Source organism: Streptomyces sp. NPDC037271 (assembly GCF_055603605.1).
The window spans coordinates 25903-49346 of sequence record NZ_JBVJVN010000018.1 but is presented as its reverse complement, the minus strand read 5'-3'; the positions used below and the strand labels follow the sequence as shown (position 1 = coordinate 49346).

Sequence of the window (23444 nt, the reverse complement as noted above, 5' to 3'; positions counted from 1 at the left end):
CGACTAAAGAAAACCGTCACGTACCTGTCCACTCTGTTCGAACCCAGGTCACTGGCCACAGACAGCCTTCTCCGGCCGGAAGACGTCGCGGACCTCCAACGGGAGCCCGCGGGGTCAGCTGGGCGTCCCACGGCCGGCAGCACGCAGGACGGCCTGCGCCGAGGACAGGCGTTCCATCTCGTCACGGTCGCCGTCGGCGCCGCTCGCGACGTCGTCCGCCCAGCCGAGCAGCTGGTGGAGGTGGGGGTCGGTCGCGCCCGCGACGATGCGAGGCTCACCCACGACGACTTCGCCGCCCGTTCCGTCGACGGCGATGAGCGTGCCCTCGGGCAGGGTGCGCCCACCCGCCCGGACGCAGCCGTCGGCGGCGTCGACGGTGAGGCCCGTGGCTCCCACGACGGCGGGCTTTCCCATCGCCCGCGCCACCACGGCCGCGTGGCTGGTCGGCCCGCCGCGTGCGGTGACGACCCCGGTCGCGGCCGCCAGGCCGTGCATGTCGAGCGGAGAGGTCTCCGGGCGCAGCAGGACGACCGGTCCGCCCGCGGCCAGCCGTGCCGCGCTGTCGGCGGTGGTCGCCACCCGGCCGACGGCGACTCCCGGAGAGGCTCCGAGCCCCCGGGTGAAGACGTCCCGGGAGTCGATCGCCGTGATCCGCGGCGTCCGCACCTGGGCCAGGTGCTGCGGTGAGACGCGCAACAGCGCCTCGTCACGCCCGATCGCTCCCGCCTCGGCGAGGTCGACCGCGACCCGTACCGCGGCACGCCCGACGAACCGCCCGGGACGCACCTGGAGGATCCACAACTCGCCTGCCTCGAAGGTGAATTCGACATAGCAGGCGTCGCGGTAGTGCGCCTCCAGCTGGTCCAGGGCGGTCAACAGACGGGCCCATACGGCGGGTTCCCGGTCGGCCAGCTCGCGCAGGGGGCCGGTCAACGAGGTACCGGAGACGACGTCCTCGCCCTGGCGGCCGAACAGGACCTCACCGAACGGTACTTGCTCACCGGTATTGGGGTCGCGGCTGAAGGCGACACCCGTACCGCTGTGCTCATCGCGGTTGCCGAACACCATCGCCTGGACGGTCACGGCCGTGCCGAGGTCGCCGGGGATGTCGTGCAGGGCCCGGTAGGTCTTGGCGCGCGGAGTGTCCCAGGACGAGAACACCGCCTCGACGGCGAGCTCCAACTGCCGGGCCGCGTCGTCGGGAACGGGCTCGCCGCTGTGCTCGCGGACGAGCCGCTCGACCTCGCGGATCGCCGTCTCGAAGGCGCTCGGGTCACCGTCGCGCCCGGCGATCGCCCGGTCCACGCCGGCCAGGCTCTCCTGGCCCACGCCGACGACCTGGGAGGCGAAGCTGGTCAGGAACCGCAGCCGCGAGTCCAGCGCGAAACGCGGGTCGCCCATCTCCTCGGCCAGCGCGGCCGTCGCCCCGGAGGTGAGCCCGAGGTTGAGGACGGTGCTCATCATGCCGGGCATCGACACCTTGCCGCCGGAGCGGACCGACACCGCCAGCGGACGCTCCGCGCCGCCGAGCTCGCGGTGCGTGGCGGCCTCCAACTCGGCCACGGCGGCCGCGAGTTCGGCGACGAGACCGTGGGGCAGCCGCCCGGTACGGAGGTAGGCCCGGCATGCCTCCGTACCGATGACGAACCCCGGTGGCACGGGCAGCCCCAGACGTCGGAGCACGATGAGCCCGTGCGCCTTTCCGCCGAGGACGTCCACTGTCTCCTCGACCTCTGCCGAGAGCGGGTGAATAAAGGTCATCGCGTTGTCATCTCTGCGTCGCCTCTGCTGCTTCGGCTGCGGGGGAGAGGGGGTGCCACCGGCGGCGGCCGGTGGGTTCAGTGGCGTGGGATGCCGAGCGTGGCCAGCAGGTCCTCGTGCAGCTGGAACCACACGGTGTGGTACGAGGCGGTGCTGTCCGTCACGTACTCCAGCGCGCCGGACCTCGCGCGGGCGAGCGCGTCCGCGAGCCGGACCGGATAGCGCCGGAACCGGAGCAGGGCCGCGGACAGCTCCGCGCACAGGGGCTCGGCACGCTGGTGGAACTCCGTGAACCGGTCGAGTACACGGGCGTCGTAGGAGGAGTCGCTGTGGTCGTTCATCGTCATGGCGCCGTTGACGGTGCGGGTCTGCCATGCCGTGCAGAGGTCGAGGAGTTCGGGGTTGAGGACGAGGAACCGGTCGAAGGCCGCGGTCAGAGCGGGTCGTACACCGGCCGTCGCCACCTCGTCGGCGATCCGCTCGGCGTCCGCGGCGCGGCCCGCGTCCGTGAGACCCCAGCCGCCGAAGTCGCCCGCGGTGCGCGTGACGAGTCCGGCGACGGCGAGGTCGATCAGTTCCGACTCGACGTCGGACTCGGGCAGTCCTGTCGCCCCGGCCACTGCGGACAGGCCCGAGAAGCCGATGCAGCGAAGGGCGTGGAGCACCAGCAGATCGGTGCTGGTGGCGTGGGACGAAACGGGTTGGGTCATGGTGCGGCCCCATCGGGTGTGGTGTGGGAAACGTCTGCGGTGGTGAGGTCGTGGGTCGCCGCGGCATGCGCGGCACCTGGTCCTTGGGCTCGGGTGACGATCGTGTCGTGCCGTACGCGGACCGCGTACTCGGTGGTGTCGTCGGCGTCCGGTACGCCGACGGCCGACGCCAGCAGGCCGCGCTCGTCGAGGACGAGGCGCAGGCGCGGCCGGCTGTCGGGGTCGAACGCGCGCCACAGGCAGCGGGCGAAGTCGCCGATCCTCAGTTGGACGAGGCGTCCGATCTCGGCGGGATCGGCCGTGGTGACGGCCACGGTGATCAGATCACCGGCCCGTGCGCTGCGGACGGCCTCTTCCGCGGCTTCGAGACGGTGGGTGCCGAGGACCGTGATCACACCGCCCTCGGTGAATCCGACCATGCGCCGGCTGAGCAGGTCCGGCAGCTCACACGGCGGCTCCCAGCGGTCCCGGCAGGCTCGCGCGGGCGGGACGTAGGGCAGGTGCGGGGGGTCCCAGGTGTCGGCGAGGGCGAGCCCGTCCAGGTGTGCGCAGGCCTGTGCGATGTCGAAGGGGTCGCCGAATCCGAGGGCCGGATCCGCGGAGGCGCCCGGACCGTCCAGCAGCCGCAGGACCAGCTGAGCCCGCCGTACCTGTCGCGCGGGCGGCGTCTCGGTACAGGCGCGTGAGTCCAGTGACTCCAGCGCGAGCGCCAGCAACAGCGCCTCCAGGCGGTTCACTTGGCCGAACGCGGCACGGATCGGTTCCTCGTCGAGCACCTCGGTCAGTGAGCCCAGGTGCGCCCGGCCGGCGGAGGGGCTTCGGTCGGCCAGCGGCAGCCGTTCGAGCCAGATGCGGGCGAAGGTCCCCAGGGCCTCGGCGGTGGAGGTCCGTGCGTGCGGCCGCCCGCCCGCCTGTGACGCCGCCGGGGGGCGGATCCCGCCGACGGTGCCGTCCTCCGCGGCGGCGCGCTCGACCATGTCGATCAGCACGGCCAGATAGAGGGCGCGTTTGCTCGGGAAGTTCGAGTACACCGCGCCACGCGTCAGTTCGGCCCGCTCGGCGATGCGGTCCACCTTCGCCGTGGCGTATCCGCGCTCGGTGAACTCGGCCTTCGCCGCGGTCAGCACGGCGGCGCGGGTGCGTTCCTGCTGTTGAGCCCGTGTCAACCGGACCATCCGCAACCCCTTCCGTTCGTACGTTGCCGTCGTGTGCGCCGTCGGTTCGGCTGTCAAGCGTCTCCGCTCACGACAGAAGATACACCGAACATCCCGATGATGAGACCATCCGAGTGCCGGATGGTGCGGCGCGGGCCGACGGGCGAAGTCGACAGAGCGACCCCGGGACACCCCGGGACCCGGCCGGAAAATCGGATGTTTATTTCTCGGTCACTGGTTTCCGTGGCTCGCGGAGCGGCCGCCCGCCGAATGGTTCTGATGAATTCTTGCCCGATTTCTCGCGGGTTGGGATGCTCGAGCGATGGGTGAACGAGCATCTTATGAATGCCTCAGCCGCGACGACATCGAGGACATTGCCCGCTGCGCCGTCCTCGGCGCGTACAGACCGCACCCCCGTTACGTTTTCGGGCTCTCGTTCATGGCGGTCGTGCCAGGAATTACCCTGCTGGTGTGCGCAATGGCATTCCGGCTGGCGCGTCGGCGTTTGCTGCGCCGCCTCCGGCGGTCCCACGGCGGCGCCCGCTTCGACTGGCCGGATCTGCTCGCCGAGATGCGCCGCCGAGATCGGAACATCAGCTTCCGTACGTGATGACCGTATGTTTCGCCGTCCCGGACCATCGGGACGACGCGTCCGGTTCACTCCCCGTCGATGCCGCTCCATCCGTGCGGTATCAGGCTTCCGAGGCATCCGCGCCGGTTCAAACCATCAGTCTGCGAGGGGTCTGCCGAATGCTCTGTACAGACGCTTCGTCTTGACAGGCATCGGCCGAAAGCGATCAAATTTGCGCAGCGTCACGGTGCTCCCTGATCGAAGGGTGAACAAGGAATCCGATGGACGGGGATATTCTGCAACGGGGGGCGGTGTTCGTATGCGAAGGCTCTGCGGACTGCGATTTATTTCTACCGTCACGAGATGACCCCAGTCTTCTTCCTGTATGGGCAGTTATCGCGGCGAAATGACGCCGAAACGGCCTGAGGGAAAATGAAGCGGTGCGCCTTCACGGCGCCCCGGCCCGCCGCCGAACCGTGAACGCTCTATCGACTTATCGCCTCCGCCCGCTCGGCATGACGCGCCGCTGAGCCACACCGGAAGCACCCGTCACAGCAGAAGCGGCCCTACCAGGCTGCCCATTTCCACCGACGCACGATCGCCTTCCGGCCCCCAACCACGCACCCCGAGGTGATTAATCAATGATCGGTAGGTTAAAAGCCCATGCCGTTCGGACGGCGGAGGTGACCGGTGTTGACGTCCAGGGACGGGGCGGCGGGAGGGGCACGGCTTCGGCCGCCGGGAGCGCACCGCCACCGGCCGGCGAGAGCGTGCCCGTCGAAGCCCTGCAGACGTCGGGCGGTCCCCGCACCGGCGGGGAGGACGCGGAGCACGTCCGCCTGCTGGCGGCGCTGCACACACCGCTCCCGCCCATCGTGGTGCATCGCCCTACGATGCGCGTCATCGACGGCGCCCACCGACTGCGCGCCGCACTCCTGCGCGGCGACGACCACATCATGGTCCGCTACTTCGACGGCGCGGAGGCCGACGCCTTCGTCCTCGCGGTCCAGCTCAACAGCGAACACGGGCTGCCGCTTTCGCTCTCCGACCGCAAGGCCGCCGCAGCCCGGATCGTCGCCTCGCACCCCCAGTGGTCCGACCGCAGGATCGCCGAGGTCGTCGGGCTGGCCGCGAACACGGTGGGGGCCGTACGGCAGCGTTCGACTGCGCAAAATGAGCAGCCGAACGCCAGCATCGGCCGGGACGGACGGGTGCGCCCCCGCAACGGAGCCGAGGGACGGCTGCGCGCGGGGGAGTTGATGAGAGCCAACCCGGAGGCCTCGCTGCGCGAGATAGCCAGGCTCGCGGGGATCTCCGCGGCCACCGCCAGCGATGTCCGGGCCCGGCTCAACCGGGGGGAGCCGCTGGTCACGCCGCAACAACGGCAGGCCGTGGCACGGGAGAACCCTTCGGGAGCGATGCCCCGGCGCTCCTTCCGGCCCGACGGCCCGGCCAGCGACGTCCTGTTGGTGAGCCTCAGCAAAGACCCCTCATTGCGGCTCACCATGGCCGGCAAGATCCTGCTGCGCGCGCTGCGGGTCTGCTCGGTCGACGCGGACGGATGGGCCCGCATCGTGGAGGCGGTGCCGCCCCACCGCCAGGAGGTGGTGGCCCGCCTCGCCCGGGAGTGCGCCACCGCGTGGCAGTGCCTTGCGGACCGGCTGTCGGAACGGACGGCCGAGACCTCGACCGAGGCGGGGTGAACCGTTTCCCCGGATCCCTGTCCGAGAACCGGACGGCGAGTGGGGAGCGGCGCCGGGACACGGCCGCGCGGTGCGGCCGTGTCCCGGCGTGCGTACGGGTCGTGCATACGGCTTGTGCGTACGGCTCGTAGGTGGTCGCCGCGCTCAGGACGCGTCGAGGAACGCGCGGACGTCGCGGGCGAACTCCGGCGTCCCCAGGACGTTGTGACCACGGCGGGGGTACCGCACCAGCCGGGCGCCCGGTATCCCCGCCGCGGTCTCGTCGAACATCTCCTGAGGCCACAAGTAGTCGCGTCCACCGCACAGCACAAGGGTGGGCGCACCGACCTCGGCCAGCCGGTCCCGGACATCGAAGCCGTCCTCGGCCAGCAGTGTCGCCCTCATGTCCGAGGGGTCGCGTGGCGGCGGATTCAGGCGTCCCGCCAGCCACAGCGGCACCATCAGCAGGCGTTGCAGCACCGGGTTGGGGGTGAGGGCGGGGGCCGCTCGATGCATGCCGGAGCGGCCCCGTGCGGCCGCCGCGATCAGATCCCGGTGAAAGCGCCTGCCGACCGGCCCCAGGGTGTACGCGGCGCAGGCCAGGACCAGCCGGTCGACCACGTCGGGGTGGTCGACCGCCAGTTGCAGGGCGATCGAGCCGCCGGTCCCGTGTCCGAGTACGGGCACGGGGCCGGGGAACCGCGCGCGCAGTGCCTCGGCGTGTTCGGTGGCCAGCTCACCGATCGTCGTGCCGACCGGCATGCCGGGGCGACGGTTGGTCCAGAAGACCTCGTACCCGGCGGCGACGAATGGCGCCACCAGTCGGGCCGCTCGGCGCCGCTGCGCACCGGGCGGCGGCACCGTATGCGTCATCGTGAATCCGGACAGGCACACCAGCGGCTTTCCGGAACCGAAGGCGAGATGGGGCAGGCCGGTGCTGAACGTGCCCTGCTTGGTCGCGATATCCATGGGTCACCTCTCGTACTCGTCGTACTCGATCAGGATGTGCGAGCGTTCGTGGTCACATCGCGTGTGCGCGGCTACGCTGACGTCCGGACCGGGGCCACCAAATATCGCACGGAACAGGCGGGTTGGTCGTCGAGCCGGTCTCGGAAGAAGAGGCGAGGTGTCATATTGTCCGCCGTACTGCGTCCACAACACCTGGGTCCGTTACCGGAATTCATGACCGGTGCCGACGTCGTTCCGGTAAAGCGAATACGAACGCCGCCCGGTGACGAGATGTGGTTGGTGAGCGACTACGCCCTGGGACGCCGGGTGCTGTCCGACCGGCGGTTCAGCAGGGCCGCCGCGGTGGCACCGGGCGCCCCACGGCTGAACTCGGCGGCGCCGTCCCCCGCATCGATGATGAGCCTGGACGGTACCGACCACGCCCGGCTGCGCAGGATCGTCGCGGCCGCCTTCACCACGGGCAAGATGACCGGCATGGCCCCGCTGGTGCGGCGGACGGCAGCCGATCTGCTGGCCGGCATGAGCCGCCTCGACAGCCCCGCCGACCTGGTGTCCTCCTTCGCCGAACCACTGCCGGTGGCCGTGTTGGGCACCCTGCTCGGAGTGCCCGTCGAGGACCGGGAGATCTTCGGTTCCTGGGTGGAGGTGCTCTTCGACATCACCGCCAGCAGCGATCTGGAGAAGAGCCGGCAGCGGCTCCAGCTGGTCGACTACATGTCCACCCTGATCGACCGCAAGCGGCTGCGGGACGACGGCGACCTCCTCACCGACCTCATCCGGGCCCACGACGGTGACGCCCTCTCCCAGGCCGAACTCGTCAGCCTCGGCCTCGCGCTGCTCACCGCCGGTTATGAGACGACGGTCGGACAGATCGGCCTCGCCGCACTCGCCGTGCTCCAGGAGGATATTCCCCGGGAATTCGTCAAGGACGACGCGCGGGCGGACGCGCTGGTCGAAGAATTGCTCCGTGTCACCCCGTCGACAGCGATCAGTTTCCCGCGAGTGGCTCTCGAGGACATCGAACTCGGTGATATCCGGGTACGCGCGGGTGAAGCGGTGGTCGTCTCCTTGCTGCACGGAAATCGCGACGACAAGGTATTCACCGAACCGGAACTCCTGCGGGACGACAGGCCATCGACCCATCTCACCTTCGGACACGGAATACACCGCTGTCTCGGAGCGCCCCTGGCGCGGCTCCAGGTGCGGACGGCGCTCCTTGAACTGTTCGAGTTCTTTCCCGCACTGCGGCTGGCCGAGGACGGGCCCGCGGCGCCCGCCGTCGTGTGGAAGGACGGACTGATCACCCGGGGCCTCAGCTCGTTGCGGGTGACGTGGTGAGCCGTCGTCGGCACCCGTAGGACACGGAGCCACAAAGACCGACAGAACCAGAAGTACCGGCGGAAACCAGTGGGATCAGAAGGGGCAGGGAACCGACAGTGGCTGCACACGTGGCGGACGGCATGGCGGAGCCGGAGACGGCGCAGGACGAGCCGATCGCGATCATCGGCATGGCATGCCGCTTCCCCGAGGCCCCCGCGCCGGGCGACTACTGGCACCTGCTGCACGACGGCCGCTCGGCCATCAGCCGCTCGTCCGAGACCGGCAGGTACGAGGGGAGGCTGCCCGACCGGGACCGGTTCGACGCCGGCTTCTTCGGCATATCGCCGCGTGAGGCGAATGCCATGGACCCGCAGCAGCGGCTGGCGCTCGAACTGAGCTGGGAGGCCCTTGAGTCGACGGGACTGCTCCCCGCCGAGCTGCGCGGCGGCGACACCGGCATCTTCCTCGGCGTCTCGGCCAACGACTACGCCGGTGTCGTCCGGCGCGACGGAGCGGCGCCGCTCTCGCACCACGCCATGGCGGGCACCCACCGCAGCGTCATCGCCAACCGCGTCTCGTACGTACTGGATCTGCACGGTCCGAGCCTCACCGTCGACGCGGGCCAGGCCTCGTCCCTGGTGGCCGTGCACCTGGCCTGCGCCAGTCTGCGGGGCAACGAGTCGTCCCTGGCCCTGGCCGGCGGTGTGCAGCTGAACCTCACCGAGGACGGCGCGGAACTGGCGGAGGCCTTCGGCGGGCTGTCTCCGGACGGCAGCAGCCGTGCCTTCGACGCGCGCGCCAACGGGTTCGTACGGGGTGAGGGCGCCGGCCTCGTCGTGCTCAAGCCGCTGGCCCGGGCGCTGGCCGACGGCGACCGCGTTCACGCGGTGATCAGGGGCAGCGCCGTCAACCACGACGGCAGCGGCGCGGGACTGACCGTGCCCAGCGCGGCGGCGCAGGCCGACGCCTTGCGCGCGGCCCACCGCCAGGCCCGGATCGCCCCCGAAGACGTGCAGTACGTCGAACTCCACGGCACCGGCACGAAGGTGGGCGACCCGATCGAGGCGGACGCCCTCGGCACGGTGTTCGGCGCACGACGAAGCGGCCGCGATCCGCTCCGGGTGGGCTCGGTCAAGACCAACATCGGCCATCTGGAGGCGGCGGCGGGCATCGCCGGCCTGCTGAAGGTCACCCTGGCGCTGGCCCACGGCGTCATCCCCGCGAGCCTCAACTTCGAGTCGGCCAACCCCGGGATCGACCTCGACGCGCTCGGCCTGTGCGTGCAGACGCGGGCCGAGCAGTGGCCCGCGCACGAGGGCGCGGAGCGGGTGGCAGGGGTCTCCTCCTTCAGCATGGGAGGCACGAACTGCCATGTCGTCGTGTCGGCGGTGCCCGACGTGTCCCCCGCGCCGACCGCTCCGGACCGACCGGCCGACGACGCCGTCGCGCAGCTCCCGGCGTCCATGCCGTGGGTGCTCTCGGGACGCAGCGCACAGGCCCTGCGGGACCAGGCCCGGAAGCTGCGCGACCACGTGACGGCGAACCCCGCCGGCCGGATCGAGGACCTCGGTTACTCACTGGCCACCACCCGAACCGCCTTCACCCACCGGGCAGTTGTCATCGCGGCGTCCCGTGAGGATTTCGTGGCGGCTCTCGATGCCCTGGCCCTCGGCACGGCAGCGGACGCGGTCACGACCGGCAGTGTCACGGAGTCGGGGGAGCCGCTGACCCTCGTGTTCCCGGGTACGGCCGACGCGTGCCTTGACGCCGGGCGTGCACTGCTGCCCCGCTCGGCCGAGTTCGAGGCGGCCCTTGCCGCGTACGACGAGGAGTTCGCGCCCTACGGGCTGCCGTCCGCCACCGACGTACTGCGCGGCACTGAGGCCGACGCGCCCGGGCCGGAGGCCTCCGCGGCGTGCGTGTTCGCGGTCACGCTCGCACTCGCGGCGGTCTGGCGCGCGTACGGGGTCCGGCCGGACGCGGTGAGTGTCCCGGTGGGGCCGGGCACGGTGGCCGCAGCGGTCGTCCGGGGCCTGCTGACGCCCAAGGAGGGCGCTCGCCTCGTCGCCACGGGCCAAGCGGCCCCCGAATGCGCCGAGTTCGCCGGCCCTGCGGCCGCCGACGCCCTGTGGCTGGACGCTACGGGACGGCTCGGCGTGCGTACGCCGGACACGGGATCCTGGAGCACCCCGAACGGTTCGCCGTCCGAGCCGGACTTCGTCGCGTCCCTCGGGCAGTTGTACGTGCGGGGCGTGCAGGTCGACTGGAGCCCCGCTTTCGCCGGCACACGGCCCACGGTCGTCGAACTGCCCTCGTACGCCTTCCAGCGGGAGTCGTACTGGTGGCCCGAGGCCGGCACGGAAGCGGTCGACGGCCCGGTGTCCGGACCCACGCCCCGCTCGGGGATCTCTGCCGAGGAGACCGTCTTCTCGGTGGTCCGCGACGTGCTGGGCGGCGGCGCGTTCGACGGCGGAGCGGCGTTCAGGGACGCGGGCTTCGATTCGATGATGCTGGCCGAACTGCGGGACCGGCTGTCCGAGGTGACCGGCCTGGACGTCCCGTCGACAGCGGTGTTCGACCACCCGACCCCACTGGCCCTCAGCGATTTCCTGGCCACCCTTCGGGAGGATTCCGCCGAACCCGCTCCCGTGCGGGCCTTCGAAAAGACGTCACGCGCATCCACCTCCGGTGATCCTGTGGTGATTGTGGGGATGGCTTGTCGTTTTCCTGGTGGGGTGGTTTCGCCGGAGGGTTTGTGGGATGTGGTGGTGTCGGGTGGGGATGTGGTGTCTGGTTTTCCGGTGGATCGGGGGTGGGGTGCTGGGGTGTTGTCGGGTGAGGTGTGTGGGGTGCGGGAGGGGGGTTTTGTTGAGGGTGTGGGTTTGTTTGATGCGGGGTTTTTTGGTGTGTCGCCTCGGGAGGCGGCGGGGATGGATCCTGCGCAGCGGTTGTTGTTGGAGGTGTCGTGGGAGGTGTTGGAGCGGGCTGGGGTGGCGCCGGGTTCGTTGCGTGGGCGTGGTGGGGTGGGGGTTTTTGTGGGGGGGATGGGTTATGAGTATGGGCCGCGTTTGTGGGAGGGGGGTGGGGGGTCGGCTGTTTATTTGTTGACGGGTTCTGCTGGGGGGATGTTGTCGGGGCGTTTGGCGTATGTGCTGGGGGTGGAGGGTCCTGCGTTGACGGTGGATACGGCGTGTTCGTCGTCGTTGGTTGCTTTGCATTTGGCTGTGGGTTCTTTGCGGTCGGGTGAGTGTGATGTGGCGTTGGTGGGTGGGGCGACGGTGATGGGGACGCCGGGTGCTTTTGTGGAGTTTTCTCGGCAGGGTGGGTTGTCGGGGGATGGGCGGTGTCGTTCGTTTTCTTCGGATGCTTCGGGGACGGGGTGGTCGGAGGGTGTGGGGATGTTGTTGGTGGAGCGGTTGTCGGTGGCGCGGCGGTTGGGGCATCGGGTGTTGGCGGTGGTGGCGGGGAGTGGGGTGAATTCGGATGGTGCGTCGAATGGGTTGACGGCGCCGTCGGGTGTGGCGCAGCAGCGGGTGATTCGTCGGGCGTTGGCGGATGCGGGGGTGTCGGCGTCGGAGGTGGATGTGGTGGAGGGGCATGGGACGGGGACGGTGTTGGGGGATCCGGTGGAGGCGGGGGCGTTGGTGGGTGTGTTCGGTGGGGGGCGGCCGGTGGGGCGGCCGTTGTGGTTGGGGTCGTTGAAGTCGAATATCGGGCATGCGCAGGCGGCTGCGGGTGTGGGTGGTGTGATCAAGATGGTGGAGGCGTTGCGGCATGGGGTGTTGCCGCGGACGTTGCATGTGGCGGAGCCGGTGGGTGGGGTGGAGTGGGGTTCGGTGCGGTTGTTGACGCGGGAGGTGGCGTGGGAGGCGGTGGAGGGCAGGCCGCGGCGGGCGGGGGTGTCCTCGTTCGGGATCTCGGGGACCAACGCGCACGTCATCCTCGAAGAACCCCCTGAGTTCAGCGACTCCGGGACGGGGACCGGGGGAGTGGACGGGACCGCCGGGCACCCGGCGCCGATCCTGCGGGACCCGCAGGCCACCGCCGGCCTCCCGGGCGCCCGGCCCGACGCCGCCGGCGCCGACCGGAGCAGCGCTGCCGACGAGGCCACCGGGCCCGTGGCGCTGCCGCTGGTGCTGTCCGCGAAGACACCGACGGCCCTGCGCGCCCAGGCCCGCCGCCTCCGGGACTTCCTCTCCGGCGGCGCTGAGCACCGGTCCGCGCACGACGGCCCTGTCGACCCGTCCGCCGTCGCGTACACCGCCGCCTGCGTCCAGTCCGGGTTCGACCACCGCGCCGCCGTGCTGCCCGGTGCGGACGGCGACTACCGAGGGGCACTGGACGCTCTGGCCGCCGGGCGGTCGGACGCCCTGGTGTCGACCGGGAGCGTGAGCGGGCGCGCCCGGGCCGTGTTCGTCTTCGGTGCCGGTGCCGGTACGGCCGGTGGTGGCCCGGACTTCACGGCCGCAGTGAGGGAGTTGCTGGCCGTGTCCCCCGCGTTCGCCGAGCACGTGCACGAGTGCGCCGACGCCCTGGCGGTCCATCTCGGCCGTCATGTGGGCGAGCTGGCCCCTGCCGACCCGCCGGAGGCCGTGGCGTTCGTGGTGGGAGCCGGTCTCGCGCGGCTGTGGGAGCAGTGCGGTGTGCGGCCCGACGCGGCACTCGGGCAAGGGGTGGGAGAGATCGTCGCGGCCCATGTCACCGGGGCGCTGACGTTGGACGAGGCGGCACGCCTCTGCGCGGCCCGCGTGCGCGCGGGCTCCGACGAGGAACTGCGAGCGGTCATGGCCGGAGTGACCCCGCGCCGCACGAAGACCGACTTCTGCTCGCCGCGAACCGGCATGCCGCTCGACACCGAACGGGAACTGACCGCCGAGTACTGGCTGCGCGCCGTACGGGAACCCGCCGACCTCGACGCGGCGCTGCGCCACCTGGCGGACCGCGGCCGCCGCACCCTCGTGGCGATGCCGGCCGCCTCTTCGCTCGTGTCGACACCGCACAGCCGGGGCGCCGGTCGCCCGGACACGGCCGACCCCACGGATGCGCCCGACCATCCGCGGGTACCCGGCCACCCGGGTGCGCCCGGCCATGCCGAGGCAGTCGACCCCCCGAACGCAACCGACGACCTGGGGCTGCTGGACGCGCTCCGCCCCGGCGGCGACGGAGCCGGCGGGCTCCTGCCGGCGCTGGCCGCCGCCTACGCGCGCGGCCTGCCGGTGGACTGGCAGGCCGTCATTCCCAGGCGGCCCCTGGCCGTCCTGCCGACCTACCCGTTCGAGAGGCGCCGGTACTGGCTGAACGCCGACGCGCCGCGGCCGCCGCACAGCGGGGAGCATGCGCTGCTCGACACCGCCGTCACCCTCGCGGACCGCGACGCGCGGGCGCTCACCGGCACCCTGTCCACCCTCACGCACCCCTGGCTGGCCGACCACAGGATCGACGGGCACACCGTGCTGCCGGGAACAGTTCTGGTCGAACTGGCCGCGCACATCGCCGCCCTCGACGGCGCCGCTACGGTCACCGAACTGACCCAGGAGGCACCGGTCCGCCTCCCCGACGACGGCAGGACGGTCGAGGTCCAGTTCGTCGTCGGCGCGGTCGGCGAGACAGGGGAACGGCCCTTCACCGTGTACGCGCGTCCCGGCCGGGCCCAGGAGTCGGCGCGGGCCGCCGAGGAGAGCCGGGCCGCCGACTGGACCCGTCACGCCACCGGGATCCTCGCGGCGCGCGCTCCCCGGACACCGGCGGACTTCGACCAGGCGGCCTGGCCGCCGCGAGGCGCCGAACCCGTGGAACTGAGCGGCATGTACGAGGAGCTGGCCGAGGCCGGATACGCGTACGGCCCCACCTTCCGTGGCCTTGAGGCCGCCTGGCGGCTGGGCGAGGACATGTGCCTCGACGTACGGCTGCCCGCCGGAACCGACACGTCCGGGTACGGCCTGCACCCGGCGCTGCTGGACGCGACGCTGCACGCGACCGTATGGCAGGGCGCGGCCGACGGCCGTGTACGGCTGCCCTTCTCGTGGAGCGGTGTGCGGGTGTACGGCGGTGACGCGAGGGAGCTGCGCGTACGGGTGTCACCGGTCGGCCCGGACGCGGTGGCGCTGCGGATCACGGACCGGCACGGCACGCCGATGGCCGCCGTGGACTCGCTGGTGCTGCGGGCGGCTTCGGACGGTCCCGCGGACGATGGACTCTTCCACGTGACGTGGGGCCCACGGGCCGACGACACCCTGTCGGAACCGGCCTTCGACGCCGACGCCTGCTGGGTGCTCGGGTCCGACCCGCGTGCGGGCCTCACCGCCGTTCTCGACATGGCGGAGGCGGGTGCGCGTCTCGACGCCGGCGCCCCACCGCCCGCCGCCGTGCTGGTGCCCTGCCCGCCGTCGGCCGTCGCGGGCGGGGGAGCCCGCGTGCCCGACGGCGTGCGCCGCGCGGCCCGCGCCACGCTGACGCTGCTCCAGAGCTGGCTGGACGACAGCCGATTCGCCGGCACCCGGCTGGTGTTCGTGACCCAGGGGGCGGTACGCACGGGCGCGGGACCCGACGAGGCACCGGTGGATCTGGTCCACGCACCGCTGTGGGGGCTGGTCCGCACCGCGCGATCGGAGCATCCGGGCCGTTTCGTCCTCCTCGACCTTGACGGGGACTTCGACGAGACCCGTCTGACGCGCGAGGTGCTGACCGCCGTGGCGGCCGGCGAAGCGCCCGAACTCGCCCTGCGCGACGGTGCGCTGCTCGTACCCCGGCTGTCGTCCGTACCCCGGCCGACGCCCGAGTCCCGGCCGGCCGGGACGCCGGACCCCGTCGAGGCCGCCGCCTCACCGGTGCGTCCGCACGGCACCGTCCTGGTGACCGGCGGCACGGGTGCGCTCGGCGCGCGCATCGCCCGGCACCTGGTGGCCCACCACGGCGTACGGCACCTGCTGCTGACCAGCCGCAGCGGAACCCGTGCCGCGGGAGCGGACGCCCTGGCACGGGAGCTGCGGGGCATGGGCGCCCAGGTGCGGATCGCGGCCTGTGACTGCGCCGACCGGGAGGCGCTCGCCGCGGTGCTCGAAGCCGTCCCCGCAGACCACCCGCTGACCGGCATCGTCCACGCCGCGGGCGTCGTCCAGGACGCGACCATCCGTGCGCTGACCTTCGAGCAACTCGACGCCGTGCTCGGTCCGAAGGCCGAGGCCGCCTGGAACCTGCACGAGCTGACCCGCTCCGCCCCGCTCGCCTTCTTCGACCTCTTCTCCTCCGCCACCGGCGCGCTCGGCGCCGCCGGACAGGGGAACTACGCCCTGGCCAACACCTTCCTCGACGCCCTCGCCCAGCACCGCGCCGGCCTCGGGCTCCCGGCGCGCTCGCTGGCGTGGGGCCTGTGGGACCTTCCGGACGGGATGGCGGGACGGCTGACGGCGCACGACGTCGAACGCCTCGGACGCCGCACCGGGCTGCGGCCGCTCGACGCGGCCCGCGGTCTGCGCATGTACGACGCCGCCCGCGCCCTGGACCTGCCGACCGTGGTGGCGGCGGCACTCGACCCGGAGTCCGTCCGGGCGTTCGTCCCGGCCGCGGCTCCCGCCATCACCCCTTCTGCCCCCGCCGCCGCTGATCGGACGGGAACCCCGTGGTCACGACGGCTGGCCGAACTGCCGGAGGGCGAACGGACGACGGAGAGCCGTCGCCTCGTCATGTCGATCGCGGGCGAGGTGCTGGGCGGGAGCGGCTTCGACGGCGGGCTCGCGTTCCGGGACGCCGGTTTCGATTCGCTGCTGGCGGTGGAACTGCGCAACCGGCTCTGCGAAGTGACGGGACTGAGGCTGCCGCCGACCGTGGTGTTCGACCATCCGACACCGCTCGCCCTGGGCACGTTCCTGGGTTCTCTGCTCGCGGATCCGCCTTCCGAGACCCCGTCGGCCGAGAAAACGGTTCCGGCTGTTTCACCGGAGCGCCCGACGACCGGGAATTCGGCTTCCTCCGGTGATCCTGTGGTGATTGTGGGGATGGCTTGTCGTTTTCCTGGTGGGGTGGTTTCGCCGGAGGGTTTGTGGGATGTGGTGGTGTCGGGTGGGGATGTGGTGTCTGGTTTTCCGGTGGATCGGGGGTGGGGTGCTGGGGTGTTGTCGGGTGAGGTGTGTGGGGTGCGGGAGGGGGGTTTTGTTGAGGGTGTGGGTTTGTTTGATGCGGGGTTTTTTGGTGTGTCGCCTCGGGAGGCGGCGGGGATGGATCCTGCGCAGCGGTTGTTGTTGGAGGTGTCGTGGGAGGTGTTGGAGCGGGCTGGGGTGGCGCCGGGTTCGTTGCGTGGGCGTGGTGGGGTGGGGGTTTTTGTGGGGGGGATGGGTTATGAGTATGGGCCGCGTTTGTGGGAGGGGGGTGGGGGGTCGGCTGGTTATTTGTTGACGGGTTCTGCTGGGGGGATGTTGTCGGGGCGTTTGGCGTATGTGCTGGGGGTGGAGGGTCCTGCGTTGACGGTGGATACGGCGTGTTCGTCGTCGTTGGTTGCTTTGCATTTGGCTGTGGGTTCTTTGCGGTCGGGTGAGTGTGATGTGGCGTTGGTGGGTGGGGCGACGGTGATGGGGACGCCGGGTGCTTTTGTGGAGTTTTCTCGGCAGGGTGGGTTGTCGGGGGATGGGCGGTGTCGTTCGTTTTCTTCGGATGCTTCGGGGACGGGGTGGTCGGAGGGTGTGGGGATGTTGTTGGTGGAGCGGTTGTCGGTGGCGCGGCGGTTGGGGCATCGGGTGTTGGCGGTGGTGGCGGGGAGTGGGGTGAATTCGGATGGTGCGTCGAATGGGTTGACGGCGCCGTCGGGTGTGGCGCAGCAGCGGGTGATTCGTCGGGCGTTGGCGGATGCGGGGGTGTCGGCGTCGGAGGTGGATGTGGTGGAGGGGCATGGGACGGGGACGGTGTTGGGGGATCCGGTGGAGGCGGGGGCGTTGGTGGGTGTGTTCGGTGGGGGGCGGCCGGTGGGGCGGCCGTTGTGGTTGGGGTCGTTGAAGTCGAATATCGGGCATGCGCAGGCGGCTGCGGGTGTGGGTGGTGTGATCAAGATGGTGGAGGCGTTGCGGCATGGGGTGTTGCCGCGGACGTTGCATGTGGCGGAGCCGGTGGGTGGGGTGGAGTGGGGTTCGGTGCGGTTGTTGACGCGGGAGGTGGCGTGGGAGGCGGTGGAGGGCAGGCCGCGGCGGGCGGGGGTGTCCTCGTTCGGGATCTCGGGGACCAACGCGCACGTCATCCTCGAAGAACCCCCTGCCGATACGTCGGCTCCCGCGGGCACGGACGTACGGAATGCTCCCGCGGGCACGGACGTACGTGACCACTCCTCAGCCGGCCACCGAGGTGACGCGCTGCCGCTGGTGCTGTCCGCGAAGACACCGACGGCCCTGCGCGCCCAGGCCCGTCGCCTCCACGACCTGCTGAGCGGGCCGTCCGGGTCGCGGCACCTGCCGGACGACACCCCGGCCGTCCCCGATCTCGCCGCGGTCACCTACACCACCGCCCGCGTCCAGTCCGGCTTCGACCACCGCGCGGCGATCGTCCACGAGGACGGGAGCGCTCTCCTCGACGGCCTCGCCGCACTGGCCGAGGACCGCCCGGCAGCCCCTGTGTCACGAGGCGTGGCAGGCCCCGCAGACGGACGCCGGGTCCTCATGTTCGCCGGTCAGGGCACCCAGCGGCCCGGCATGGGCAAGCAGCTGCACCAGCGGTTCCCGGCGTACGCGGAGGCCTTCGACGAGGCGTGTGCCGCCTTCGACCCGCACCTGGAACGGCCGCTGGCCTCCGTCGTCTTCGCGGAGCACGCGACCGTCGAGGCGGCGGCACTGCACCGGACCGCCTTCACCCAGCCCGCGCTCTTCGCCACCGAGTACGCACTGTCCGAGCTGCTGCGGTCCTGGGGCGTGCGGCCGGACATCGTGCTGGGACACTCCGTCGGTGAACTGGTCGCCGCGCACGTCGCGGGCGTCCTTTCCCTGGCGGACGCCGCCGAACTCGTCGCGGCGCGCGGCCGGCTGATGCAGTCGCTGCCGCCGGGCGGCGCGATGGTCGCGGTACGGGCGGGCCTCGCGGACGTCGAACCGCTGCTCGCCGGCCTGGAAGACGCGGTGGGAATCGCCGCCGTCAACGGCCGCCGGGCGGTCGTGGTCTCCGGCGCGAGCGACGCGGTGTCGACCGTGGTCACCCAGTTGAAGGCCGCCGGGCACCGGACCACGGCGCTCACGGTCAGCCACGCCTTCCACTCACCTCTCATGACGCCGATCCTCGCCGAGTTCCGGGAGATCGCGGCGAGGCTGACGTACCGGCGGCCGGTCCTGCCGCTCGTCTCGAACGTGACCGGCCGGATGGCGCAAGCGGCGGAGCTCATGTCGCCCGACTACTGGGCGGACCACATACGGCGCCCGGTCCGCTTCGCCGACGGGATCGCCACCGCCCGTGCGGAAGGCGGGCGGCACTTCGTGGACATCGGCCCCGACGGCACACTGTCGTCCATGGCGTCGGCGATCCTCACCGGCCTCGCCGAGGATCCCGAGCGGGACGAGGCGCACGGCCCTGCCGTCGTGGTGCCGCTGCTGCGCGGTGCCCGCCACGAGGCGCGGACGGCGGCGGACGGACTCGCGGCCGGTTTCACCTCCGGCCTCGACGTGGACTGGCCGGCCGTGGCCGCCGCCTGGGGCGGCGAACTGACCACCCTGCCGACCTACCCCTTCGAACGCCGGCGGTACTGGCTCAACCCGACGGAGCCGGCGGGAGCGGGCGCTCCGCGCGCCACGGACCACCCCGTGCTGGACCGGCCGCTGGACCTGCCGGACAGCCGTGAACTGGTGTGGTCCGGGCGGCTGGACCCGGCCGAACTCCCCTGGCTGGCCGATCATTCGGTGGCCGGCCGGGCCCTGGTGCCGGGCGCCGTGCTCGCCGAACTGGCCTGCCGGGTGGCGCGCGAGGCGGGGTGCGCCCGGGTGGAGGAACTGGTCCTCGCCAGCCCCCTCGTCGTGCCCGACCGGGCGGCGCTCGAACTCCGCGTGGTGGCACGTGCCGCGGACGGCTCCGGACGTCGGCCCTTCACCGTCCACGCGCGCACGTCCGCCGACCCCGACCCCGAATGGCGGCCCACGGCCACCGGCGTGCTGGCCGGCGCCCCGGACGGCTCCGCCGCCGCCCCGGTCCCGCCGGTGACCTGGCCGCCGCCCGACGCCGAACCCCTGCCGCTGCACCAGGAGGGCGACTACGCCCGCCTCGCCGCCCGAGGCCTCGCGTACGGGCCGGCCTTCCGGGGACTGCGCGGCCTGTGGCGCACGGCCGACGGCATCTGCGCCGAACTCGCACCGCCGGTGCCCATCGCCTCGCAGACCACGCTCTTCGGCCTGCACCCCGCTCTGCTGGACGCCGCCCTGCACCCGATCGAACTCTTCGGCCTCGCGGGCGGGACCTCCGCGTCCGGCGTCCGCGCTCCCGGTGTCCGCGTCCCCTTCACCTGGCGCGACCTGACCCACCACGCACGCCCGAGCACCCCTGGCGTGAGGGTTCGGCTGACGGCCGTGCGCCGGGACGAGGTCGCGTTGGAGCTGTCCGACATGGACGGCAACCCGGTCCTGTCGGTCGGAGGCCTGTCCCTGCGCCCGCCGTCGACGGCGGACGACAGCCGGCTGCGACGCCTGAGCTGGACGACGGCCCACCGACGCGCCGGGGACGAAACCGGGGAACGGGCCGACGGCTCCGAGCGGCCCGACCGGCTCGCGCTGATCGTTCCCGGCGGCGCCACCATCCGTAAGCCGCACGACGCCTTGTCCACCCTGGACGCCGAGCGCTGTGCCGACGTCGCCGAACTGGTCCGACGCGCACCCGGAGGAGTACCCGGCACGGTCGTGATCCCCTGCCCGGCGGGCACCATGGACGAGGTCCGCGAAGTGACCGCCGGTGTGCTGGCCGTCGTACAGGAGGTACTGGCCGAACCGGCGCTCGCCCGGTGGGGGATCGCCCTGGTGACGAGCGGAGCGGTCGGCACCGCCGACGACGACCCGGCGACGGACGCCGCGGCCGCCGCCGTATGGGGGCTCGGCCGGTGTGCGCAGCAGGAGGAGCCGGGACGGATCCAGCTGGTGGACGTCGACGCCGGCGAGGAGTCGGCGGAGTCGCTCGTCCGGGCCCTCCGGTCCGGCCTCCCCCAGGTCGCCCTCAGGAAGGGCGAGTGGCTCACCCCGGAGCTGACCCCCACCACCGGCCGGCTGCTCGACGCGCCGTCCGGCGACGGAAGCTGGCGGCTGGACTTCGTCGGACGCGGGACCCCCGACGACCTGACCCTCGTGGAGTGGCCGGACGCCGACGCGCCCCTCGGCGAGGGCCAGGTGCGCGTGGCGCTGCACGCGGCCGGGGTCAACTTCCGCGACGTGCTGCTCACGCTGGGCGTCGTCGAGCCGGGGGCCGGCGTGCTCGAGGGCGAGGGGCGGCAGAGCGTGGAGGGCGCGGGCGTGGTCGTCGAGGTCGGCCCCGGAGCGGGCCGACTGCGTCCGGGGGACCGGGTGATGGGCCTCTTCGACGGGATCGGACCGGTCTCGGTCACCGACGAGCGGCTGCTCGCGCCCGTCCCGGCGCACTGGTCGTTCGCCGAGGCGGCCGCCGTGCCGGTGGCGTTCCTCACCGCGTACTACGGCCTCGTCGAGCTCGGCGGGCTCCGTGGCGGAGAACGCGTGCTCATCCACACGGCGACCGGTGCGGTCGGCTTCGCGGCCCGCCAACTCGCCCTGCACGCGGGGGCGGAGATCTTCGCCACCGCGAGCCCGGCGAAGTGGCCCGTACTGCGGGACGCGGGCATCGGCTGCGACCACATCGCCTCCTCCCGCGACGACGCCTTCGAGGCGTCCTTCCGTGCCGCGTCCGACGGGGCGGGCATGGACGTGGTGCTCAACTCGCTCGCCGGACCGCTCACCGACGCGTCCCTGCGGCTCCTCGCGCCGGGCGGCCGGTTCCTGGAGATGGGCAAGACGGACCCGCGCGACCCCGAGGAGGTGGCCGCCGCGTACGACGGCGCCGCGTACACCGTCTTCGACATCCGGCAGACGGGGCCCGACGGCGTCCAGCGGATGCTGGCCGACCTCCTGCCGCTCTTCGAGGACGGCACGCTGACGCCTCCACCGCTCACCCTGCGCCACGTGCGCGACGCCCCGGCCGCTTACCGGTACGTCGCCGAAGCACGACACGTGGGCAAAGTGGTCCTCACCGTCCGGGACTTCGACACCGACCGCGCGGTGCTGATCACCGGCGGTCTCGGCACACTGGGCGCGCTCGTCGCCCGGCATCTCGTGACGCGGCACGCGGTACGGGACCTCGTACTGATCGGCCGACGCGGCGAGGCGACCCCCGGCAGCGCCGAACTGGCCGAAGAGCTGCGCGGATCGGGGGCCCGCGTCACCGTCGCCGCGTGCGACGCGGGCGACCGGGAAGCCCTGGCGGCGCTCCTGGGCGAGCTGCCCGGGCGAGGCATCCGCATCGGATCGGTGGTGCACGCGGCGGGCACGACGCGGGACGCGGCGATCGGCTCGCTGACCTCGGACGCGATGGCCCAAGTACTCCGGGCCAAGGCGGTCGCCGCCCTGAACCTGCACGAGCTGACCGCGTCCCTCGGCCTCTCGTCCTTCGTCCTGTTCTCCTCGGTGGCCGGAGTGACCGGCTCGGCCGGACAGGGCAACTACGCCGCGGCCAACGCCTTCCTGGACGCCCTGGCCGAGCACCGCCGCGCCCGGTCACTGCCCGCGCTGTCCATCGCCTGGGGGCTGTGGGAGCCGGCGAGCGGCATCACCGGGCGGCTGCGCGCCGAGGACCACGACCGGCTCGCCCGTCACGGCATCCGCGCACTGTCCGCGGACCGGGGGCTGGCCCTCTTCGACGAGGCCGTCGCCACCGCGGCACCGGTCGCGGTCGCGGCCCGCCTCACCACGCCCCCGCCCGCCGCCCGGCCGGACACCGCCGCGCCGGCGAACGGGAGCACCACCGCGGCGACGAACGGGAGCACCACCGCGGCGACGAACGGCGCCGGGCCCGCCGGGCCGCCCGAGGCCGTCCGCCGCAGGTCGCTGCTCGAACTGGTGCGGGCGGAAGCCGCCTCGGTACTCGGACACGACTCACCGGAGGCCGTCGCGCCCGAAGCGCTCTTCCCCCAGCTCGGCTTCGACTCGCTCGGAGCGATCGAACTGCGCAACCGCATCGTCGCCGCGACCGGCGTCCCGCTGCTGTCCACCCTCATCTACGATTTCCCGTCCCCGAAGGCATTGGCAGGCCATCTGCGGGAGGAATGCCCGGACTGGCCCGACGGCGACCGTCCCCCTCACGGAAAGGGAAGCGCGAACGGAATGGGGAACCGCAAGGGAACGGAAAGCGACAGGGGTGCGGGAACCGACGACGGAATGGGAATCGACGACGACCAGGGAGTCGACGACGACCAGGGAGTCGACGACGAAAAGGGAATCGACGACATGCGGAGGCCGGGCCATGAGCACTGACGCGGGCGGCTGGACGATGTCCTTCAATCCGGGCCGGGACGCACGGTTCCGCCTGGTCTGCTTTCCGCACGCGGGCGGCTCCGCCGGCTCCTTCTTTCCGCTGGCGCGCGCCGCGCCGCCTGGCCTGGAGGTGGTCGGCGTCCAGTACCCGGGACGACAGTGGCGCCGTACGGAACCGGCCGTCACCGACATCCGCGGCCTGGCACGCGGCGCGGCGGACGCGCTGCTGGCCGGGCGGGATCTGCCGACGGCCGTCCTCGGCCACAGCATGGGCGCGCTGGTCGCCTTCGAGACGGTACGGCTGTTGCAGCGGGAGCGGCCGGGCGCCGTCGGGCACCTCTTCGCCTCCGGCAGTCGCGCGCCGTCCCGCCCCCGCGAGGAGGATCAGCGGGCGCGGTGGACCGACGAGCGGATCATCGCCGAGCTGGGCGTCCTGGGCGGCACCGGCGACCGGCTGATCTCCGACGAGGAGGCGCTGCGGCAGGCCCTGCCGGCCCTGCGCGACGACTACCGCGCGCTGGCCGCCTACCGGCCCGCTCCCGGCGCGCGCGTCAGGGTGCCGCTCACCGTGCTCGTGGGGCGCGAGGACCCGAAAGCGGGGCCGGAGCACGCCGCGGACTGGCAGCCGCACACCGGCGCGGCCTTCGAATTCAGGGTCTTTCCCGGCGGTCACTTCTTTCTCGATGAGAACGCCGCGGAACTGCTGGACCTCGTGCAGTGCAGCCTTGTTACGCCACAGCACCCGTGAGAGTCTTTCGGGCGCCATCCAAAAGAAGAGAACGAAGAGAATCGGAGAG

9 protein-coding genes are annotated in these 23444 nt (G+C 72.2%); 5 read left to right on the top strand and 4 right to left on the bottom strand.

Going from position 1 to position 23444, the window contains the following annotated elements:
- Window positions 1–114: 114 nt before the first annotated feature.
- The 3 genes from ACZ7G3_RS25855 to ACZ7G3_RS25845 form a co-directional block, all read right to left on the bottom strand.
- Complete coding sequence (locus ACZ7G3_RS25855; protein ID WP_470928423.1) at window positions 115–1761, bottom strand: pyruvate, phosphate dikinase; 1647 nt, start codon at window positions 1759–1761, stop codon at window positions 115–117.
- Window positions 1762–1838: 77 nt separating this feature from the next.
- Window positions 1839–2471, bottom strand: coding sequence for a transcriptional regulator (locus ACZ7G3_RS25850; RefSeq protein WP_426601561.1), 633 nt, complete (start codon window positions 2469–2471; stop codon window positions 1839–1841).
- Window positions 2468–3646 carry a TetR family transcriptional regulator gene (locus tag ACZ7G3_RS25845; protein ID WP_470928422.1) on the bottom strand — a complete coding sequence of 393 codons (1179 nt, stop codon included), beginning with the start codon at window positions 3644–3646 and terminating at the stop codon, window positions 2468–2470. Before ACZ7G3_RS25845 ends, ACZ7G3_RS25850 begins: the two co-directional genes overlap by 4 nt.
- 301 nt (window positions 3647–3947) lie before the next feature.
- Here ACZ7G3_RS25845 and ACZ7G3_RS25840 point away from each other — a divergent pair, with 301 nt between their 5' ends.
- Together ACZ7G3_RS25840 and ACZ7G3_RS25835 are read left to right on the top strand one after the other, a co-directional pair.
- Window positions 3948–4235, top strand: a complete 288-nt coding sequence (locus ACZ7G3_RS25840) for a hypothetical protein (RefSeq protein ID WP_470928421.1) — start codon at window positions 3948–3950, stop codon at window positions 4233–4235.
- Window positions 4236–4966: 731 nt separating this feature from the next.
- Window positions 4967–5899 carry a streptomycin biosynthesis protein gene (locus tag ACZ7G3_RS25835; RefSeq protein ID WP_426601558.1) on the top strand — a complete coding sequence of 311 codons (933 nt, stop codon included), beginning with the start codon at window positions 4967–4969 and terminating at the stop codon, window positions 5897–5899.
- A 144-nt stretch (window positions 5900–6043) separates the two neighbouring features.
- Here ACZ7G3_RS25835 and ACZ7G3_RS25830 read toward each other — a convergent pair whose 3' ends face one another.
- The gene (locus tag ACZ7G3_RS25830) at window positions 6044–6847 is read right to left on the bottom strand and encodes an alpha/beta fold hydrolase (protein WP_470928420.1); all 804 of its coding nucleotides are present in this window, start codon (window positions 6845–6847) and stop codon (window positions 6044–6046) included.
- 270 nt (window positions 6848–7117) lie between these two features.
- Between ACZ7G3_RS25830 and ACZ7G3_RS25825 the strand changes: the two genes are divergently transcribed.
- The 3 genes from ACZ7G3_RS25825 (at window position 7118) to ACZ7G3_RS25815 (ending at window position 23395) form a co-directional block, all read left to right on the top strand.
- Window positions 7118–8185 carry a cytochrome P450 gene (locus tag ACZ7G3_RS25825; RefSeq protein ID WP_470928419.1) on the top strand — a complete coding sequence of 356 codons (1068 nt, stop codon included), beginning with the start codon at window positions 7118–7120 and terminating at the stop codon, window positions 8183–8185.
- A 122-nt stretch (window positions 8186–8307) separates the two neighbouring features.
- Window positions 8308–22647: an SDR family NAD(P)-dependent oxidoreductase gene (locus ACZ7G3_RS25820; protein ID WP_470928471.1), complete on the top strand. Its 14340-nt coding sequence runs from the start codon at window positions 8308–8310 to the stop codon at window positions 22645–22647.
- Window positions 22637–23395 carry a thioesterase II family protein gene (locus ACZ7G3_RS25815; RefSeq protein WP_470928418.1) on the top strand — a complete coding sequence of 253 codons (759 nt, stop codon included), beginning with the start codon at window positions 22637–22639 and terminating at the stop codon, window positions 23393–23395. Before ACZ7G3_RS25820 ends, ACZ7G3_RS25815 begins: the two co-directional genes overlap by 11 nt.
- Window positions 23396–23444 lie beyond the last annotated feature (49 nt).

Excerpts from the sequence above, each read along its gene's own strand:
- ACZ7G3_RS25855 (WP_470928423.1), bottom strand. The coding sequence starts at position 1,761 with ATGACCTTTATTCACCCGCTCTCGGCAGAGGTCGAGGAGACAGTGGAC.
- ACZ7G3_RS25850 (WP_426601561.1), bottom strand. The coding sequence starts at position 2,471 with ATGACCCAACCCGTTTCGTCCCACGCCACCAGCACCGATCTGCTGGTG.
- ACZ7G3_RS25845 (WP_470928422.1), bottom strand. The coding sequence starts at position 3,646 with ATGGTCCGGTTGACACGGGCTCAACAGCAGGAACGCACCCGCGCCGCC.
- ACZ7G3_RS25840 (WP_470928421.1), top strand. The coding sequence starts at position 3,948 with ATGGGTGAACGAGCATCTTATGAATGCCTCAGCCGCGACGACATCGAG.
- ACZ7G3_RS25830 (WP_470928420.1), bottom strand. The coding sequence starts at position 6,847 with ATGGATATCGCGACCAAGCAGGGCACGTTCAGCACCGGCCTGCCCCAT.
- ACZ7G3_RS25825 (WP_470928419.1), top strand. The coding sequence starts at position 7,118 with ATGTGGTTGGTGAGCGACTACGCCCTGGGACGCCGGGTGCTGTCCGAC.
- ACZ7G3_RS25820 (WP_470928471.1), top strand. The coding sequence starts at position 8,308 with ATGGCGGAGCCGGAGACGGCGCAGGACGAGCCGATCGCGATCATCGGC.
- ACZ7G3_RS25815 (WP_470928418.1), top strand. The coding sequence starts at position 22,637 with ATGAGCACTGACGCGGGCGGCTGGACGATGTCCTTCAATCCGGGCCGG.